The following is a 16,332-nucleotide window of genomic DNA, read 5'->3' on the forward strand; positions in this document are numbered from 1 at the left end:
CCGCTTTTTAACCCTAACTAAGACTTATAGTCTGTCTAGTAGGGCTTGAGTAAATTCTGTGGTACCAGCTTCACCACCAAGATCGCGAGTAGTGCGGTCACCTGTTTCAATAACATCTTTAAGTGCGGCACGAATTTTTTCAGCTTTGTCACCCATGTTGAGGTATTCAAGCATTTGCGCAGCTGCCAATATAACTGACGTTGGGTTCGCTAAGTTTTTGCCAGCGATATCAGGAGCAGAACCGTGTACCGCTTCAAATATTGCGCAGTCTTCGCCTATGTTTGCACCTGGTGCCATACCTAAGCCACCCACAAGACCAGCACATAAGTCTGACAAGATGTCACCAAACAGATTTGTAGTGACGATTACGTCAAACTGGTGAGGGTTCATCACAAGTTGCATACAGGTGTTATCTACAATCATTTCCGTAGATTCGATGTCAGGGTAACGCTCACCCACTTCACGAGCCACTTTCAAGAACAAACCAGAAGTAGATTTAAGAATGTTTGCTTTGTGAACCGCTGTTACTTTTTTACGACCTTCGCGACGTGCAAGTTCGTAAGCAAAAGTGACGATTTTTTCAGCACCATCACGGGTGATCTTACTCATGGCTTCGGCTTCGTTACCATCTTCAGATACCACTTGACCTAGACCAGAGTACATCCCTTGCGTGTTTTCACGTACAGTAATAATGTCGATATCTTCGTAGCGCGCTTTGGTGCCTTTGAACGACAACACTGGGCGAAGGTTAGCGTAAAGCTTAAATTGTTTACGTAGGCTTACGTTAATTGATGTAAAACCCTCACCTACAGGCGTGGTTAGTGGCCCTTTGAGTGCGACCTTGTTTTTTGCAATAAGATCAAGAGTTTCTTGGGGTAGAAGCTCGCCGTGTTCTTCTAGTGCTACTAAACCTGCATCGGCATAATCATAGGCGAAATCACAGCCAACCTTATCTAGAATTTTTGTGGTTGCATCAATGATGTCCGGGCCAATGCCGTCACCGCGAATGACCGTAATGCGTTGCTGAGTCATGTTGAGGGATCCTCTGGTAATTCTGTTGTCAAAATCGTTAGGTTTTAAAATGTAGTCTGGCGAGGAAAATGCGCCAAAAAATGCGAGCTTCTACCTTAATTATGTGTTTCATAGTAGGGAACGTGCGTTGAAGCGCGCTAAAGCCCGCGTATTTTATACGATAGCAAGCTTAAGTTATAGCCATTCGTTACGATTAATTTAGTTCAGTCAGGGGAAAAGGGCAAAAAAGGTAGTCGCTCAACCTATTCAGTAATAATGTGATATCAGCCTGGCTTAACGATAATGTGCGTAATAACGCCGACTTGGTGTTTTCACTGTCTTCATCGGGATGTGGTAAGGGGAATAGCGCCTCCCTGGCAAGGCCAAACGCCAACTGAATAATAGCATGCTCTTTCTTTAATGAGTTAGGTACATCGTGGTGTCGTTTACCTGCATTATGGATTAACGCTCGCCATGTCGCACCTTGGTGCCAATTTGCGGCCAATTCTCCCGCCACAGTGTGCCAAGGCACCTGAGCTTTCACTTTAAATGTGCGGTGTATTTGAAAGTAATGGCTATCGCTCACGGGCAACTGACTTGCCACTTTTAACCCTGGTAGAGTAAACAATGGCGCGCACACAAATGTCGTGAGTAGGGACGCAGATTGAGGCGTAAGCTTCGTATCGCTTAAGGCTACTAGCTGTGATGCTATGGCACAGCTTAAATGGGTAAACTGTTTGCTAATACTTAATAAAGGGTAGGTGTGTTGCGTGAGCCGTTCCATCAATGCAAACTGAATCAACATGTCTCCCACTCTTTCTAAGCCGTATGTGAGTATGGCTTGTTTAAGGTGGGTAACAGGCAGACGTAAGCGGTTATCTTGGCTAGCCGTAGACATGAGAAAGTGACTAAACGCGGGAGTACGCTCGACTTGTTCGCACAAGGCATTGATATCTATGTCGGCTTTTTGCAAGGTATCGATAATCGTTAAAAGGGCCAATGGCGGCTTCTGAATGGCGTAGGCACCGGCAAAAAAGGGCCCGCCGCCACGCACAGTACGTTCAAGTTCACATGCACGATGTAAGGCGATAAATTGGCTAAAGTCTACGTGCACATGTCGGGGGCGAAGTACTTCTTCTTTAGCTACCCACATTGCTTCTTTTTCTTCAGGAAGGCTGGGTACTGAAATCAGCACATGCGCCTTTTGTAAGTCGACCACGACGGCAGGGTGTGCCTTATAATAAACACGGCTTCCAGGTAATGGGGTATCCATTATCAGCAGTGGCACGTTTAACATATGACGATCATTGGTTGGCAATAACGGCGTTAAATAGCTTATAAGTGTTTGCGCAGTGTGTTTTTCAATTGCGTAGGTAAACACAGATGCTAACAGTGCAAAACGCTGCAAACTGTTTAATTTTACGCTAGCAATATGCTTCAGTGCTTGAGAGTTAAACAATACTTTTTGCAATGACAGAATATGTCGCCATAGCGTGAGATGGTTATCAAATAAAAAGCGTACAAAGGCTTTTTTCTCAGACTTTGATTGGCCACTTTGTTGCCAATAGTAAGCGGCTACATGTGCAGCGACAATGTGTTGTAGAAAATGATCGTTAAAATGGTTAAGTTTTGCAAACGCCGTTAATGTGAATAAGTGCCTAGCGAAGGGTGAAATGTCTAGTTGGGGATACTCAAGCACGGCCAGCGCTAAAGCAGCGTTATTCTCAACAAACGTGAGTAGCGCTTTTGACTTTTTTAAACAAGCATTAACCAGCTCTTGTGGCGTGTGGGCATCATTAACAGGGGAAGCGAGGGTAGCCGCTATATCATGAATTGGCGTGTCATCCATCAATTTAGCTTTGCTGGTAACTTAAGTAAGCGCCTTCGCCCCAAGCGATAAGTTTATCGTTTTCAAATAACAAAGGGGTACATTCATCTTGTGTTGTTAGGCCATCAGCACGAACATGCTGAGTTCTAAAGAACATCACCTGAATAGCGGTATTACCCTGTTTTTTGGCTTCGGTAATATCTGGAGAGCCAAGTAAAGCCAGCACCTCTTCTCGTGTACTTCCTAGTTTTAGCTTTGTAATTTGCACGCGGTTGTATTCTTCGCGGTCTTGCCAATCCATGTTTTCAGGTTTGTCTGGATAAAATGCAATCACGATAAATACAAAGGTAGCGTATAGCGCTACACCTGCGAGAATAAGTCGAATTACTTTGGCGTTCATAACCCTAATTTCTTATATTTAATGCAATTTATTGATGGAGCAACGCAATATTGATACACGATGAGTCGAATTACTATCATACGCCGACGGATGCGGATAGTGTACCGCAAATTAATTAAGAACAATAAATAGTAAACGTAACTAAATGCTTCATTTACTCCGACTTTACCACGTAGCAAGGCTCATAGGCACTGCCCGGTAACTTCATTCTGTGCTGGGCAACAAAAGACTCTAGTAAGGTGTCTATACGCCGCATAAGTTCAGCTTCGCCGGTTAAGGAGAAGGGGCCTTGTGCTTTAATTTGGGCAATGCCCTCTGCTTTTACGTTACCGGCCACTATGCCAGAAAATGCTTGGCGCAACGCCACTGCAAGCTCTCCCGGGCTTTGTTGGTGGTGCAAGGCCAGTTGTGACATGGAAGCATGTGTGGGTATAAATGGGCGTTGAAATGCCGCCTCTATTCTAAGTGACCAGTTAAAGCTAAACGCATCGCCCATGGCGACGCGATATTCTCGAACTTTTTCAAATCCCCCACGCATGCAGCGGGCGACTTCTTCAGGATCATCAATAATGATTTGATATTTAGCCTGCGCCGCCTTCCCTAATGTGGCTCCAACAAAGTCATCAATGGCTTCGAAATATTCCTCAGAGCCTGCAGGGCCGGTAAGAATGAGAGGGAAAGGTTGCTGTGCATTATTTTCATTAAGCAAGATGCCAAGCACATAAAGGAGTTCTTCGGCTGTACCTACGCCTCCAGGAAATATAACAATACCATGGGCAAGACGCACAAATGCTTCCAGTCGCTTCTCTATATCAGGCATGATGATTAGTTCGTTTACAATCGCATTGGGGGGCTCGGCGGCAATAATACTAGGCTCTGAAATACCGATATAACGCCCATTTTTATACCTTTGCTTTGCATGCCCGATTGTGGCACCTTTCATTGGGCCTTTCATTGCGCCTGGGCCACACCCAGTGCATATATTCATTTCCCTTAAACCCAGTTGATAGCCCACCTCTTTTGTATATTTATATTCGGTTTGGTTGATGGAGTGACCTCCCCAGCATACAACGGTATTGAGGTTGTCATTGCCTTCTAGGGCATTTGAATGCCGAAGCATATCGAATACCATATCGGTGATGCTATCGCCATCAGCGGGGGCATTTTGCTTTAAAAAGGCGTACTTATTTCCCATGTAAAGAAGATCACGCAGCACGGCAAAAATATGTTCGTGCACCCCCTGCATTAACTCTCCATCAACAAAAGCCACGTCGGGTGGATTGACTAACTCTATTTTCACCCCCCGCTCTCGGCGAACAAGTTTTATATTGAAATCTTTATAAGGGGCGAAAAGGGCTTCGAAGTTGTCTTCATCAACGCCGCTATTTAGCACGGCTAAGCAGCAATTTTTGAACAAATGAAAAAGTTGACTGTGGGCAGTATCTTGAAGTTGAGATACTTCTATTTGAGAAAGCTGGCTCATCCAGCCAACGGGATTGAGTTGCACTTTTTTCATACGTCTACTTCCTAATCGGTGACAACCTGGTTTCGGCCCTCGCGTTTTGCTTGGTATAAATAGTTGTCGGCACGGTCAAACACCTGCTCTGGGGTATCGCCCTTTTTAAACAGGCTTGCCCCAAAAGAGGCGGTAATGGTGACTTTCTCTTGCTTAAACTTAAATGGGAGCTCTGATAGAGCTTGACGCATCTTCTCAAGCCCATCTTTTACTTCTTTCATGGTGTTTCTTGGCAGGAGTAAAACAAATTCTTCACCGCCCCAGCGCGCAATAAATGCATCTTTTGAAAGGTGCTGCTTCAGATGCCTTCCCACTACTTGCAAGGTTTTATCACCAGCAGCGTGGCCAAATCGGTCATTAATTGATTTGAAATGGTCTATGTCAATAATGGCGACGGCTAAATCTTCACTGGTATCTTGCCATTTTTGAAAGGCTTTACTTAGCTTATCATTATAAGCTTGGCGATTAGGCAACCGGGTTAATGGATCGGTTTGGCTCAAAGAGAGCTGCTCTGCTAACTTCTTTTTATAAATATTGGTTTGCTGCTGCAATTGCTCAATGCGAGATTGCATCGAACCCAGTAAATTCATCAATTGCTCTTGGCCTGCGGTATCGGCCTGAATCTGCTGATTAAGTGTTTGCGCGATATTTTGAACACAGTATTGAGTTTGCTCTTTTAAAGTGTCGAAAGACTCGCTGTGATTAACCGCTTCTTCGATAGTTTCTATGTGAGATTGCAATACCGCGTTACCGGCTTGTCGCTGTTTGAACTGGCTGCGGCTGTCCTCCATACTCACTTGGATTTCATTGCCTACTTTTGCCAACGAGTTGTGTAAGCTTTGAATAACTTTGCCCGTTAAGCTGGCTTCGGACATGGCATCTTGTACTATCATACGAAGCACAATCACACAGCTTTTCAGCAATTCGTCTTCATCCATGCCAGACGATAGCTTATTTTTTATATCTAGCAACTTTACGTCGTTAGGCATTTTTTGCGCATAGCTATCTAGCAGTTGATTTAACTCTTCTAGAATTGATTTGTATAAAGGGTTGGCAGGGTCAGCATTGTCTGCCGTAGTAGGGGTGTTAAGCGCATCAGGAAATTGACCGGTTAACGCACTGTGATGTAAATCTAATGCTTGCTGAAAAAGCGGATAAATACTGAACAAATCGCCCACGGGTTGATGCAAGGTGATCAATTGCTTTGTGGCATTTTGCTTAAGCGCTTCATTTTCAAACACCACTTTTTGTAACACTTTTATGGATTTTTCGAGTCGCGCAATAGCATCCGCATTGTATTTCTTAACCGTAATCTCCTGACTTTGAAGCGCACGGTTTAGCTTGTTTATACTTACAGTTGCCAATGTGAAGTTCGGGGTGCCCGATAGGTGCCCTCGCAAGGTTTGCAATTCTTTATCGAGGTCGTCAGAAAGACCTTCATAAAACGCCGACAATCGAACAATAAATTGTGATAGTAGGGTACTGTGCTGTTTATAGCTTTGTAATTGTTTAGCGTCCATAAGTGCGATTTCACAACCTTAAATGAAAATAACCTTGCGCCGGATTTGTATTTTTACTGACGAGCTTGTCTAAAATTTGGGTATGGTGCTTCAAAGTTAGAGCGAAACGGATTGATATCTAAACCGCCCCGCCGAGTATATCGAGCACATACAGTTAACTTATCTACCTCACAATGGGCGAGAATGTCACAAAATATTCGTTCGACACATTGTTCATGAAATTCATTGTGTTGCCTGAAGCTTATCAGATACTTTAATAAGCCTTCACGGTTTATTGCCTTTCCTTGGTAGCGAATGATGACACTTGCCCAGTCAGGTTGACTTGTAATTAAGCAGTTGGATTTCAATAAGTGAGACACTAAGCTTTCTTCCACATTCTTATCTGACTGTGATAAAAACGCGGTGTTGGGCGAGTACTCATTTATTTCAACATCAAGGTCATCTAATAACTCCCCTTCAAACTCTTTAAATGAGAGAGAAGCAAATTGCGAGGGCAAAACTAGCGCAACATCAACCTCACTGCCAGCACATGCAGATAAATCAGACTGAATGACATCTTTAACTGCATTTGCGTTTTCAAACTTACTTTGATTAAAGCTGTTCAGGTAGAGTTTAAATGACTTCGATTCAATCAGGTTAGGCGAAGTAATAGGTACACGGCATTCAAGTATCGCCACTTGAGGCTTTCCTTTCGGCGTTAGCCAGGAAAGTTCGTAGCCTGTCCAAGTATCATTTCCGCTGAAAGGCAAGTTAAGCGGATTCAACGATAGCGTATCTCTGCTTAGGCTTCTTGGCACACCCTGAAGTAAGTCAGGGTTGTAATGAAATTCGTATTCAACTTGCTTTCCCAAAGACAAGCCATCAGGAGCAGAAACAGTTAAGTTATCTTTTACGTTGTCGGTCATATGAGCCTTGATATGAATAGTTTATACGCATTCGTTGCTTACTTGACTTAAGCAACGATATCTATAGTGTAACGCAAAAATCGCCGTTTAATGTGATAAAGCCAGTGACAATCGATAATCAATTAGACCAATTTATATCTAGCTTCATTTCCTATCATCAGCAAAATAAGGGCGGGCTAACCATTCCTTATGACAGCAGCTGGCCGTCAACCTGCTATCAAGCCACAGGCCGCGAAGGTGAGGCCGTTCCCTGGTTACCGCAAAAGCGCGACACCACTGCTACTTTTGGTAACGTTGAAGAAGCGCTAGGGATCACCCTAAATAAGGCGTATTGCCAATTCTTTAGCCGTTACTTCAGCGACAATTTGCCCGCAGTAGCGCCCCAAGGAAATTGCGAACTACTGCAAGTATGGAATAGCGATGACTTTACGCGCCTACAACAAAATCTAATAGGCCACCTGCTGATGAAACAAAGGTTAAGGCAGGCACCCACGTTATTTTTTGCCCTTACCGATGAAGACGATTTTATACTTAGCCTACTTAACGATACAGGCGAGGTGGTCTTAGAACAGGTAGGTAAACCACCTAAAGAGGTTATTGCAGCTAGCTTAGGTGATTTCTTAGCGTTGTTAACCCCTCGCTAGTAGGTAAGGCATAAGGCAACTATTTTTCTGATAATTGTTGTATTGTCTCAAGTAATTTTTCAACGGTTTTTTCTAAAGCCTGAACTCTTTTCGTTAAGGATGCTATCGTTTCTTTCGGCTTTTCTGTAACTTGTTTAGAGGCTGTTCCATTCGCCGCATTAAAGCGTTTGATGGCTTCGATAGCTTGCGTGACTGACACTTTAAAAGGGGCTCTGGCGCGCAAAAGGCCCACAGAGGGCGGCGTTCCTGATTCAGCCATTTGCTGACACACAATCATGAGTTGTTGAAGGTTGTTTTCTTGCATGTTCATGTATATCCAGTTGTCTAATTTGCTAATTTTTAGTTTTTTTCGCCATAGTGTAGCGCTTTTGAAGGCTGGCTTAAAGTTGAAACTATTTATATATCAGTGCCTTAGAAGTTGGCCTTGAAATTGATTAAGGGCTTACAGTATTTCAAGAATAAGAACCTATCACAAAAAAGGAACACACATGAAATTAATACTACTTTCAGCCATCGTGGCATCATCAGCTTTGTTATCTGGATGCGTAGTCTCTGTAGGAGGAGATAGTGACAGTCACTACGGCGCCAATTGGGAAGATCGCGAGTATAACAATCGCCAGCACATCGCTAAATTAGAAACCGGTACTACCTATGAGCAGGTACTGCGAAAAATGGGCGTGGCTGACTTTACAGAGCTATTTGAAAAACAAGATGGCACGTATCGTGTGCTTTACTACAGAACCCAGAAAACCATGGGAGATGGAATAACAACAAAAGATGAGTGCACGCCCTTGGTCTTCATCAATGGCAGCTTGGCAGGTTGGGGTGACAGTGCGTTTAGCATGATTCATTAAGCTTGTTAAATATTTGTTAACTTTGGCAAGGTAATCCCGTACAGTAGAAAATCAAGTAAAGCGATTTCAATGGTTTTCTCAGGAGGCGGGTATGAATACTGCAACAGCATCATTGGCACCAAAAAAAGAAGAGATTAAAGCAATACATTTATCGGTAGACGATTTAAAAATTGCCGCATCCATTTTATTTAATGCCTATGTAGATGACCCGCTTTTTGTTGATATTTTCCAAGCTGAAAAAGAAGGCTACGAAAGTCGGCTCCGTTCAGCCATTCGTGAAGAGCTCAATGCTTTTTGGGTGGCTGAACAACCAATGATTGGACTATTCCACGAATCACGATTGCTCTCAGTAGCCTGTTTAACTGGGCCAGATGCAGCCTTTGGAGCAGGAAGATACTGGCATTGGCGATTGCGCATGCTGCTTACCGCAGGCCTTTTTGGTACCAAGCAGATGTTAGAAAAAGAAGAGAAAGTACGCAATTTAGTACCCGCCGAAAACTTCCACATGTTGAGCCCCGCCGAAAACGTCCACAGGGGGAGCGGGAGGGCGGGGCATCCTAAGGAGCAGCACGCCGGCGGAGGCCATATTTTGCTTGGCGCCATCGACAGTATTGTGAACGAAGATGTTTCTAGCGAAGGTGTTGCTGTGTTTGTCACCGTACCCAAACATAAGCTTTTCTTTAGCGATGATAACTACAGTGTAGTGGGTGAACTATGTTTGTCGCATGTGAAGGGCGAGGTGATGTTTAGGAAGCGGTGATTTTTAAAAACTGTTCACCACACAATATCATGCATATGGCTCGTTAATACAAAATGAAGCGGTGAAATTTACTGATTAGTGAAACTCTAAAGATAGACGGGGTAAACTGGGCTATTGTCCACTTGCTCTAAATAACACAGGCAAAAAATAAATATGCCTGCCCTATTAGGTTAGTTTAGCTTTTAAAGCGGATAATTAAACCGTGCTTTCTTGGCACAAGCTTAAATCACGGGTAAGTTGAGCGTTAATCGGGCGTTTTAGTTCCGCCGTTTTAACTTCAGAGATAATCTCACTTGAATCTTTTTCTTCAATCCAAACTTTTACAATACCGTCATTAATTTCTCTGTTAATTCGATAGTCTTTCCCTGCGTCTAATTCAAGCTTAAAGTTGACAAGCGCTTCTCGCTCTGTTGAGGGTAATCTGCGCTCATATGATACGGCACGAACCCACAGATTGTGTTCACCGCTGTCATAGTGTCTAGCGGGTTGCCACTCAGTTGGACGCTGTCTAAAACACATTAAATAGGCGTAGTCGTTGTTGAACGCCTTGTCTTGTTCAAAATTCTCGAATCGAAATTGTGAATCTTCTTGCTTAGCCTGTGTTGACATGGTGCTGCAGCCTGACACTGCTATTAATCCGAGCAGCGTACATAATAAATGACTAACTTTCATAAACATCCCTCTTAAATTATCTAGCACTCAAAACACGATATAGTTAACAATTATATCGTCGCTTAAATAAACAATAGCGGGGAACTAAGCTACTTGTCAAAAGATTGTAGGAAAATCCTTTAAAGCAGCCAAAGATTAATTGCTTTCTCCATAATCGAACCGCTTGTATTTCAATAAAACAGCAAAAAAGACAGGCAAAAAATAAACATGCCTGTCTCATTGCGTTTATGAACAATACTTAGAAGTCAACTTTTACCTTCAATGCCACTGTGCGAGGCTCGCCAATACGTAAGTTGCCTCCTCCATAAGAGTCGCCTACAGCCCAATATTCTTCGTCAAGAAGGTTGTCTACTGATCCAATTAAAGTAACGGCGTGATTGTCTATCTGCGTGGCATAACTCACACCACCGTATATAAGCGTATAAGACGGAACTTCCCAAGCATTAGCCGCATTAAGCGCCGCTTCACCATGGAATTTTCCGCCTAAGTTAAGGGTTAGGCCTGGAATCGCTTCTACATTGTAATTGGTCTGTAACGTGAACTGTTGGTCGGGTGCACCCGCTACATCGTTTCCTTGGTTGGATGTGGTTTTATCATATTCGGCGTCTAAGAACATAGCATCACCGTAGATGGAAAGATTTTGCGTAATTTCGTAAGCACCACTAAATTCAATTCCTTGATAAAGTGTCACACCTTCTTGAATAAGGTAGTTTTCTTCGGTGACTAAGGTTGCGCCTTGCTCAATTTCAAAAACCGCGGCGCTGAGTGACCAACCCTCTCCTGATGTTTTTACCCCTAATTCATACTGCGAGCTTTCAAGTGGCTCGAGTAATTCATTGGCATTGGCATATTCTTCGCCAACAGCAGATGTTTGTCCTTCAAAAGACTCTACATAGCTCGCATAGTAGGTTGTGCTGGCGCTAGGTTTGTACATTAATGCATAAGTGGGAGACATGGCTGTATCTTCGTAATCATCTTGTGACGATGAAAAATACTCACTCACTTCATGTTCAATTTCATTTGAACGAATACCTATTAACAATTCCCACTCATTGTTAAGGGCGATGAAATCGCTAATAAATACAGAGCGTTGTGTATCCACCCATGCAAGAGCTAAATCTTTTTGTAATGTAGGTACGTAGGTGGGCACATCCGCTTGTTCGTACAAATTATTGGTGGCGTAGTTGCGGGTAACTATTCGCCCATACTCACCGCCATCATTGCGGTAAGTACTTGCTTCTTGAAATGCCGCGCCCGCTACAATGTTGTGCTCTATAGCGCCGGTAGAAAAACTTCCCGTTAATACACCCTGAATTTGGTCGTAGTCAACATCAAAGTATTGCTCGTAGGTAAGTATGCTAAGGTCACCATCACTATTTAACAGGTAGTTAAGGCTCTTTATCCAACTGGTTTCATTTTTAGAGTAGTCGTAGTCTAGTTTGAGTTGCCAGTTATCATCAATGTTCCACTCTAATCCGGTTATGGCAATCATATTGGTATAGCCGTCGTATGTTCCAGGCACTGCCAAGTTTCTGCTGCCGTCTACGGTATCAGGCAATGGTTCGGCGTTGTCCATGGATACGGTAAATCTGTTCCAGGAATTTTCAACTAAGCGATCGCTGTAAATAACATCAACTGTCCACAATAAATTGTCGGTTAACGCGGCATCTAAAGCGATAGAAGCGGTTTCTCTGTCTATGCCGCCGTCATCAAGATAGGTATCGCCATCTTCTTTAACCAGGTTTACTCGCAAGCCGTAAGCATCTTCATTGCCGAATCGCGTGCTAGCATCAATATGACCACTAAATACACTGTCACTACGCCAACCTACATTGGCGCTTAGTGCATCTGACGTGGCCCTTTTCGTCACATAGTTAACAATGCCACCGGGAGCAGCCATGCCGTACATAAAACCGGTTGCCCCTTTTATTAAGGTCACTTGCTCGAAGGCTTCATAGGGCAATTCACCACTGAAGCTGTTTATCGACATACCGTTTACTTTAAAACTTTGGGTATAATCGAGTGGTAAACCCCGTACCCTTATTGTGTCACCGAACGAGCTATAAGCACTGCCGTCTACTGATACTGAAGCTTCTCGACTGAACAAGCTGTTCAGCGTATTTACTTGTCGAATTTCCATGTCTTCTAGCGAAATGACATCAACAGAAAATGGGGTGTCTTTAATCGCGCGTTTGCCTAATGCGCCACCGTCGTTTTGTTGCTCAAATTCAGTGATTTTATGTCCAACGACCGAAATGACTTCTAGCTCTTTTTCACTGGTTTCCTCTTGCGCAAATACAGTTGAATGGCCAGTGGCAGAGAGGGCGGCACAACAAGCGAGTACAAGTTTTTGCTTGTTGAACAAGGGGGGAGTGGTTTTCATGAATAGTCCTTTTAAAAAATCAAGAAAGGGAAACGAAGAAAGTGTGTCAACGTGTAGCGTAACGTTCCTTTCATGGATAACATATATCAAATGATAATCATTATCAATCGCAGTTGGGTGTGCGCAAGAAAATCCGCATAGCCACTAATTTGGTTTTGATTAGAAAATGCTTTTGAAACCTTACTATTGCTGGGCTTAATGATAATGGCGACGCTTACAGATGCTGTTTTTTGCTGTTTGTAAAGCTTTGGTAAAGGGGGGCGCAAAGGGACTCAGTGTATGTGATACTCATCGTTCCTCATGCTGGGTGAAGTTTATTCTTATCAACTTCCCATCAATCTGCGAAACATCTCCACATTTTCTACTTAATTTGTACGAAATCTCTTACAAGACTGTAAGAAAAGCCTCCTTTTTACCGCAAGACATATTTCTACTAAAGTCTAACGTCTTTGATTTATAACGATTTTTTAATTTTGCTTCATTTGGGTTCATCGATTACTTATTAAATTCCTTTAATTAGCCATAGCGCTAATTATCGAGAGGGATACTATAAACATCGTCACAGGGAAACACGACGAGTCAGGATGATTCAAGGAAGACCCAGGACAACTTAAGGATGAGAATCTCCTCACAGGAGTGAGAGTTTAAGGATAAGCAGGAAGCTACAGGATTACACCAAGGTGTAAACAAATGGAATTGCTCACGGATGATTTAAAGGACGTAATGGAATTGCACGGATGATTTCGACAGGACGTCGACACAGGAAGTAACGTCGCTGGATGCGGCATAAGGACAGTCAGGAAAACACAGGGTGTGTTTTAGGGTACAGGACGTCACCCTCAAGGAAGATAGGATATCACGCGGGATGCGTTTGTAAGGACGGTTCAGGAAGAACCTGCTGCAGCAGGATGTGCAGCGTAGCATGGAGTAAGGGAAAGGATATCAGCGGAGGCTGAAAAGGACGACCTCAGGAAGAGGATCCCTGCATGTTAAGGATAGGCAGGTTTTAAGGGATAAACGGAAAGGAACCTACGCACGGACGGGTAGCTCGCTTAGGAAGAGTGAGAGAAGAAGGAAAGGGGCGTATAAGGATTTTAATCGGGACGATTTTAGTCGCAAGGGAGCGCAGAGAGGGAAGCTCAAAATTCCACAAAAGAGGTAGCTTAGCTACCTCTTTTTTTGTTTAGTTCGCGCGATAGGGAGGCAGCGTCGTGTTTATCACAGTATTACCAACTAATGTAATCTCGCCGGTATATTTGTCTTCTCCATTTCCCGAAAACTCAAAGCGATACAGACTTAACCAATCCGGTTTTTGATATTTAAAAGTGAGTGATGTTTTTGCTCTGGCAACACTCAATAACTGCAATTGATGAGTGTCGCAATATTGCTTTATATATTTGTCAGCGGTTTCTGAAATACTTCGTATACGCCAAAACTGAAATATCACAAAGGCTAAGCACAGCCATACGGTTAATTCTAATAGCGTCATGGCATTTATTGGCCTTTTGTTTGTGTAAAAAGCTTACCTATACAAACAGAAAGTTGCTCACTTCTTTCTGGCTTTCTCAGCATGGAAAGTACCGATGTTCTTAAACTCGGAATTTGTACTAAATCCGAAAAGAAGCCAATAAATAACTCTCCGTTATAATTTTCGTTGTCGTCAGCTTTCGCCACAGCCTCAAAAAATAAATGAAGAAGTTCGTCGTTTAATTGCTGAAAATGCCGAGCAGCAACCACACTTAATATATCAAGACGTACGGAGGTATCGCGCGTAAGTAGTTTACGAAGCAGGTTACCTATTTGCGAAGTCTCATTGCCGCTGGAAAGCCCTCGTAGTGCAGCAATATTGATATCATTTTGTGTTATTACTGCGTCTAAAAAGTGTCGTTCAATTGTCGGCGGTATTGAAACGCTTTCGCACATTTCCATGAAAGACTGTTGAAAGGACACCGCATAGCTGGTGAAACCTTCTTCTATTGTCTTTGCTACCTCAGTTTGCTGCTGCAGCGAAGCTGCTAAATCGGCAATGCCTTGCAGCGGTAAGGTTTGCCAATCCACTACTGATGGCGCTTTAATATAAGCCAAAACTTGTTCATAACTGCTACTTAAAGGTAGCGATAGTTGCTGGCGTACTTTCGCATTAAACTGGGCTAACTGTGATTGTGAGGGGACAAAAGAATAGGGATTGTCGGGCAGCGATTTTGCGTTTTCTGTATCGTCGGCAATAGATTGACCAAGCGCGTCTACAATGATTTGTAAAAAATGGTTTCGGGTAGCGGTAACCACTAAACCTTGTTCATCAATAGGTAATTTTATGAACCATATATAATGTTGATTAGAGGCGCGTTTATTCCAAAAAACAATGCCAAACCAAGCATGCTTTTGGCGAGGGAACGGGGGAATATGTAGGCCATTTTCAATGTTTAGGAAGGTTTGACTCTCAAGGGGTTCTATTCTGCGCCCTAAATCGAACACTAAATATTCAGTGCCAGCCTGCAAGAGGAATTCGCTGATAGAGTTAATTTGCTTTGCATCCATTGGAAGCCTTCTCATTAGTCATTGAAAAAGTAGGGCGCAGAGTTTATCACAGATATTGCACACGCTTACAAGCCCCTTAAAAATTCCGCCAATAGCCTTAATTTGGTATACTTACAACGTTACTTTTACACCGTGTTTAGTAAGTGACACCTTATTATTGTGACATTCGGAGTGTGCATGTCATCTGTTTATGAATTTGAGTTACAACTCGACGCATTAGAACACGCGATCAAACAATGTGGTGTATGGCCCACGGTAAAGCCAAGCCAACTTGCACTAGCAAGTCAGCAGCCGTTCGCTGTGGATACTATGGACTTCGTTAGCTGGCTGGTGTTTATTTTTCTTAAAAAGTGCAGGGCGCTGGTGGCGCAGAAACAGTTGCCACCACCTATGGCAGTAGCGCCAGCAGCCCAGGTGGCGTTATCTTCTTGTGAGAAAGCTATCATTGAAATACTAACATCACTAGACGCACTCACACACGGCCTCTCGCCGACCACCGGAAAAGAATAAAATGAATTCGGATTTATCTGCTCGCCTACATACAGAAGGTGCTTCAGATTTCTTTACGCAGCCCCCGTTATCGGTGCTATATCAAGATGAGCATATCGTCGCAATAGACAAGCCTCCGGGTTTATTGGTGCACCGAAGCCCTATTGATAAAAAGGAAACACGTTTTGCTGTTCAGACTTTGCGTGATCAGTTAGGAAAGCATGTGTTTCCTGCTCACCGGCTAGATCGCCCTACGTCAGGGGTACTGTTGTTTACTTTTGATGGTAAAACGGCTGCAAAACTGGGTGAACAGATGATGTCTAAGCGGGTGTATAAAGAATATCACGCGATTGTGAGAGGCTTTATGTATGGCTGCGGTATGGTGGACTACCCGTTAAAATACCGATTCGACAAGATAGCAGATAAGCATCGTCGGCAGCAGCAAGCGCCACAGCCAGCAAGTACATTCTATCAAGTCAGGAAGAGATTCGAGCTTCCTTATGCGGTAGGTAAATACCAATCGGCGCGCTACTCTTTAATCACATTAAACCCCACCACAGGCAGAAAGCATCAGCTTCGTCGTCACTTAGTGCATTTACGCCACCCTATCATTGGCGACACAACACATGGTGATGGCAAGCAAAATAAATTTGTTCAACGTGAGTTTAATTTTCATAATTTGGCCTTAAGTTGTACTCAAATGGGGTTTTATCACCCCGTAAGTGGGAAGTGGATGACTGTGTCTGCTAATATGCATACCAATATGGTGAATACTTTAAATCGATGGCGCGAATACGAGTTATAAAGCGCTA

The 16,332-nt window shown here is 43.4% G+C and carries 16 protein-coding genes; 5 read left to right on the forward strand and 11 right to left on the reverse strand.

The annotated features are described in order from the left end of the window. Nucleotides 1-24: 24 nt before the first annotated feature. The 6 genes from EP13_RS04555 to queF all read right to left on the reverse strand — a co-directional run bounded on the left by EP13_RS04555 (nt 25) and on the right by queF (nt 7,180). Nucleotides 25-1,032 (reverse strand): isocitrate dehydrogenase, encoded by a 1,008-nt coding sequence (locus EP13_RS04555; protein ID WP_044056254.1) that lies wholly within the window; start codon nt 1,030-1,032, stop codon nt 25-27. Between the two features lie 193 nt (nt 1,033-1,225). Further along, nucleotides 1,226-2,860, reverse strand: a complete 1,635-nt coding sequence (locus tag EP13_RS04560; protein WP_052364286.1) for an HDOD domain-containing protein — start codon at nt 2,858-2,860, stop codon at nt 1,226-1,228. A 4-nt stretch (nt 2,861-2,864) separates the two neighbouring features. Beyond that, nucleotides 2,865-3,239: a DUF3192 domain-containing protein gene (locus EP13_RS04565; RefSeq protein ID WP_044056255.1), complete on the reverse strand. Its 375-nt coding sequence runs from the start codon at nt 3,237-3,239 to the stop codon at nt 2,865-2,867. 154 nt (nt 3,240-3,393) lie between these two features. Beyond that, nucleotides 3,394-4,755, reverse strand: coding sequence for a nucleotide 5'-monophosphate nucleosidase PpnN (ppnN, locus tag EP13_RS04570; protein ID WP_044056256.1), 1,362 nt, complete (start codon nt 4,753-4,755; stop codon nt 3,394-3,396). 11 nt (nt 4,756-4,766) lie between these two features. After that, nucleotides 4,767-6,275 (reverse strand): GGDEF domain-containing protein, encoded by a 1,509-nt coding sequence (locus EP13_RS04575; RefSeq protein WP_044056257.1) that lies wholly within the window; start codon nt 6,273-6,275, stop codon nt 4,767-4,769. 53 nt (nt 6,276-6,328) lie between these two features. Beyond that, the gene (gene queF / locus EP13_RS04580; protein ID WP_044056258.1) at nt 6,329-7,180 is read right to left on the reverse strand and encodes an NADPH-dependent 7-cyano-7-deazaguanine reductase QueF; all 852 of its coding nucleotides are present in this window, start codon (nt 7,178-7,180) and stop codon (nt 6,329-6,331) included. Between the two features lie 104 nt (nt 7,181-7,284). Here queF and syd point away from each other — a divergent pair, with 104 nt between their 5' ends. Continuing rightward, a complete protein-coding gene (gene syd / locus EP13_RS04585; protein ID WP_044056259.1) occupies nt 7,285-7,824 on the forward strand; it encodes a SecY-interacting protein in 540 nt (179 codons plus the stop codon). 19 nt (nt 7,825-7,843) lie between these two features. On the opposite strand, the gene EP13_RS04590 is transcribed toward syd, so the two are convergent. Further along, nucleotides 7,844-8,134 (reverse strand): hypothetical protein, encoded by a 291-nt coding sequence (locus EP13_RS04590; protein ID WP_052364287.1) that lies wholly within the window; start codon nt 8,132-8,134, stop codon nt 7,844-7,846. Between the two features lie 178 nt (nt 8,135-8,312). Between EP13_RS04590 and EP13_RS04595 the strand changes: the two genes are divergently transcribed. Continuing rightward, nucleotides 8,313-8,678 carry a DUF3192 domain-containing protein gene (locus EP13_RS04595; protein WP_044056260.1) on the forward strand — a complete coding sequence of 122 codons (366 nt, stop codon included), beginning with the start codon at nt 8,313-8,315 and terminating at the stop codon, nt 8,676-8,678. 91 nt (nt 8,679-8,769) lie between these two features. Continuing rightward, entirely contained in the window at nt 8,770-9,438 is a 669-nt protein-coding gene (locus tag EP13_RS04600; RefSeq protein WP_044056261.1) for a hypothetical protein, read from the forward strand. A gap of 195 nt (nt 9,439-9,633) precedes the next feature. Here the strand turns inward: EP13_RS04600 and EP13_RS04605 are convergent, their stop codons facing one another. The 4 genes from EP13_RS04605 to EP13_RS04625 all read right to left on the reverse strand — a co-directional run bounded on the left by EP13_RS04605 (nt 9,634) and on the right by EP13_RS04625 (nt 15,031). After that, a complete protein-coding gene (locus EP13_RS04605; RefSeq protein ID WP_044056262.1) occupies nt 9,634-10,110 on the reverse strand; it encodes a hypothetical protein in 477 nt (158 codons plus the stop codon). Nucleotides 10,111-10,348: 238 nt separating this feature from the next. Then, on the reverse strand, nt 10,349-12,493 hold the full coding sequence (locus tag EP13_RS04610) for a TonB-dependent siderophore receptor (protein WP_044056263.1): 2,145 nt from the start codon (nt 12,491-12,493) through the stop codon (nt 10,349-10,351). A gap of 1,183 nt (nt 12,494-13,676) precedes the next feature. Beyond that, nucleotides 13,677-13,982 (reverse strand): DUF3301 domain-containing protein, encoded by a 306-nt coding sequence (locus EP13_RS04620; RefSeq protein WP_044056265.1) that lies wholly within the window; start codon nt 13,980-13,982, stop codon nt 13,677-13,679. Nucleotides 13,983-13,987: 5 nt separating this feature from the next. Continuing rightward, nucleotides 13,988-15,031, reverse strand: a complete 1,044-nt coding sequence (locus EP13_RS04625) for a DUF3549 family protein (RefSeq protein ID WP_044056266.1) — start codon at nt 15,029-15,031, stop codon at nt 13,988-13,990. 177 nt (nt 15,032-15,208) lie between these two features. Between EP13_RS04625 and EP13_RS04630 the strand changes: the two genes are divergently transcribed. Beyond that, nucleotides 15,209-15,541 carry a YqcC family protein gene (locus EP13_RS04630; RefSeq protein WP_044056267.1) on the forward strand — a complete coding sequence of 111 codons (333 nt, stop codon included), beginning with the start codon at nt 15,209-15,211 and terminating at the stop codon, nt 15,539-15,541. Between the two features lies 1 nt (nt 15,542). Then, a complete protein-coding gene (locus EP13_RS04635) occupies nt 15,543-16,325 on the forward strand; it encodes a pseudouridine synthase (RefSeq protein WP_081869436.1) in 783 nt (260 codons plus the stop codon). Nucleotides 16,326-16,332: the final 7 nt, after the last annotated feature.

This window comes from Alteromonas australica (assembly GCF_000730385.1).
In the GTDB taxonomy this organism is placed as follows: domain Bacteria; phylum Pseudomonadota; class Gammaproteobacteria; order Enterobacterales; family Alteromonadaceae; genus Alteromonas; species Alteromonas australica.